At 45.0% G+C, this 3,144-nt stretch carries 1 protein-coding gene and 1 pseudogene; one reads left to right on the plus strand and one right to left on the minus strand.

Annotation, left to right across the window (positions count from 1 at the left end):
- Window positions 1-57 precede the first annotated feature (57 nt).
- The gene (locus ACLFWI_RS28795) at window positions 58-2,835 is read right to left on the minus strand and encodes a phospholipid carrier-dependent glycosyltransferase (protein WP_446415781.1); all 2,778 of its coding nucleotides are present in this window, start codon (window positions 2,833-2,835) and stop codon (window positions 58-60) included.
- A gap of 100 nt (window positions 2,836-2,935) precedes the next feature.
- On the opposite strand from ACLFWI_RS28795, the pseudogene ACLFWI_RS28800 reads away from it, so the two are divergent.
- Window positions 2,936-3,144 (plus strand): annotated as a pseudogene (locus ACLFWI_RS28800) (serine/threonine protein kinase); the annotation flags it as partial.

Genomic DNA, 3,144 nt, shown 5'->3' on the forward strand with positions numbered 1-3,144 from the left:
ACCAATGACCAATGACCAATGACCAATGACCAATGACCAATGACCAATGACGAATAACTAATTTCTCAATTTTTCAATAAAATACCAGGTTTTAACCAAATTTCCTTGCATCAGGGCAGCAATACCAGAAAGGGCTTGAACTTCTGGCAGATTGGGGCTGAGATTTAAGGCAGGCTTGAGCGCAGTTTGGGCATCTTGACCCCGCCATTCATACAGATAAACGAAGGCAAGATAAGCATGAGCATAAGGATTTTGGGGATCAAGCTGGACAACCCGTTTTAACGCTGCGATCGCACCCTGAGCATCTACCTGCAAAACCTTAGATAAAGCTAGAGCATAAGCCAAATCTAACCGTTGTGGTTCCAACTTTAACCGATGAGTTAACGCCAAATCTGCCTGCACGAGATAATCCTGAATTGGGTCATACTGATTAATTCGCCCTGTTTGTTCAAAGATAGCCTCCATAGAATCAGAACCATTTGGTAAAGTCGCTGCTAATGTGCGAAATTGGGTGATTAAATCTAATTCCGGTGCAGGTGTTGTAGACGCTTTTGGGTCAATTTTTATTTGAACGGCTGGTACTGATATCGGATAGGTTTCCCCCGTCTCTCGATTCAAATAGGTGGCTTTTAATGCATAGGTTCCGGCTGGGATATCGGATGGAGGTAACATCGCCATCTGTTCAATAACCTGGTATTTGGGTGATGGATTGGTGACGGTTGATAGTTGACGGTTGTTTGTGGACTTCGGAAACAAATTTCCCATGGCAATACCATGATCATGTAACCATTGATATTGATCTCCTGCTTCCAGCGAATGCCAAGTTAATAACACAATTCCCGATTGTAAAGGTTGCCAATCTCCTGTCCATTCGTAAGTAACAGGTACAGGGAAACCAGGGGGGGCTGTCTCTGGGACAATCACCCGATTTAATTTAATTTTATTTAACCCTTCGACTACGCTTAAGGGCAGGCTGTTGAATAAGGGCTTATTTTGTTGTTCATTCATTGGCGAGGAGGGCGGGTTTTGTTGAACTTTTATTGGTAGGTATCTGAAGTTAGTTCCTAAACCCGCCCCTACAATTGGGTCTAACTCTGTCCCGATAATTGACTGTTTTCTGTTAACTTTTTCTACCTGGAAAAATGGCTGATGTCGGTGATAAAGCTTGAGCAGACTACCATCGGGTAAATCCCACGTCTTCTGGAGTTGGAATTCTCCGCCTTTTTCAACCTTCTCCACCATAGCCGTTTGCGCCTCAGGAACAGAACCTTGATCCCCTGTCTTCGTCACAAACCAAGAGAGCGATCGCGCATCCTGTTCAACTTGCTTTTCTCGTACTCCCACCTGACGCCCATACACCTGAAAATCCCGCAACGCCCCATAATAATTTAAATTATGCTGATTAATTTCCGGCGTTGATGGTAATACGCCTAACGTTGTCTGTAAATTCGGAGAAGTTTGGATAATTTCATCAATCACCTGAGCCAGCGGAACAGGTTCTCTAAAATAGGGGAAATGTTGAACACGCGGCGCAAGAACTTGAGTTAAAAAACCACCGCCCAAAGGAAACAAATTCAGCACCATTAACACAGACGCAAACCCCACCGTACCCCAGCGAACAGACTTACCCCAACCACCTTGCCATAAAACCAAACCCGATGCTAAAACTAACGAAAATACAGGCAACAATGGCAAAATATACCGAGCATCCTTATTCACATTTAGAGAACATAGTAAATACCCCCCAATCAAAAACACAGTCAGCCAACCCAAAGACCAACGTAACCCACCCAACCCATATCCTTTCTGAAACCCTCTGCGCCCCTCTGCGTTAACCTCTGCGCCCCTCTGCGTTGAAAAAACATCGTTCCTTTCCCTACGCCAAACTCTCTCTTTTTTGCGCCAATAAAGAATCAAACCCACAATCGGCACAAGCAACAGAATCCAGGACACCAAAAAAGGTAAAATCTTCCCATAATAAAGCCAAGCCTCCCAAGTATTCAGCGCCGGATCACCCTCGGCGATCGCGGAATCTAACGTGGCTCGTTTCCCAGAGGTTAAAATGAGTAACCAGTTAATGCGATACCAGGAACCAAATATCAACACAGACACCAACAATCCCGCGATTAACTGAGCCAAACGCCCCCAGTTTCGCCGTCGAATTGTCCCCGCAATAACCCAGATAATTGGTATAAATAGAAAAAATAGCGCTGTTTGCTTTACCATTAGCGCTAATCCTAGGGACAAACCAAAGATTATTGCCCAGAGTAGGGATTGGTAATTGGGTTGCGGTTTAGCAATTACAGGTTTTAAACTTTGAGTTCGCCAAACTGTGAGACAGAAGAAACTAAGTGTAACAACAGCCGTTAGGGGATAATCCAGCAGTAATTCTAAACGATAGCGATAGAGTCCCGGTAAAAGCACCGTTAATCCAGCCGCCCATAATCCTACCCGACGATTGAAAAGTTGGACACCCAAGCCATAAACTGAACCGATAAGAATAGCATGAAAGAGTAACAGAACCAGCGTCGCTTGATCCGTTCCCCGACCAAAAACATGTTGAATAATCGCCGTAGCGATATACGTAAACGGCGGTATTTTAGACGAAAGTTGCCAGAAATTCGTCCACCATTCCCCAGAGAACCATTCAGGATGCTGCAACGCTTGCCAATAATTTAACGAACCCGTCAAATAATCCGCCTCATCCCAAGCAGGGACAGAATTATCAAGCGCAAACCACAGGCGATCGCACAAAGCGCTGGCTAGCCAAATCAGTCCGAGAATTCCCAGATAGTTGCGGTTCCCCGTTGTCCATCGATGTAATAGTTTGTTCATGGTTGATTGTTCATTGTCCAATAACCAGTAACTACTCACTATAGCGGAGTTTCTTAAGTTACCTTAGAGAGAAAGCTGCTATCGTAACCGAGGTGTGAGGATGCTACAACTCCCAGATGTAGTGCATCAGCGCTATCAGCTTCAACAAAAGCTGGGTCAGAATGCGAGTCGTCAAACTTGGTTGGCGATGGATCTGTTGGCGCAACCTAGCCAGCCAGTGATTCTCAAACTCCTCGCCTTTAATCCTCAGATGCAGTGGGAAGACTTGAAACTCTTTGAACGTGAGGCTCAAGTTCTCCAGCAGTTACA

This window comes from Coleofasciculus sp. (genome assembly GCF_046539235.1).
Taxonomy (GTDB): Bacteria; Cyanobacteriota; Cyanobacteriia; order Cyanobacteriales; family Coleofasciculaceae; genus Coleofasciculus.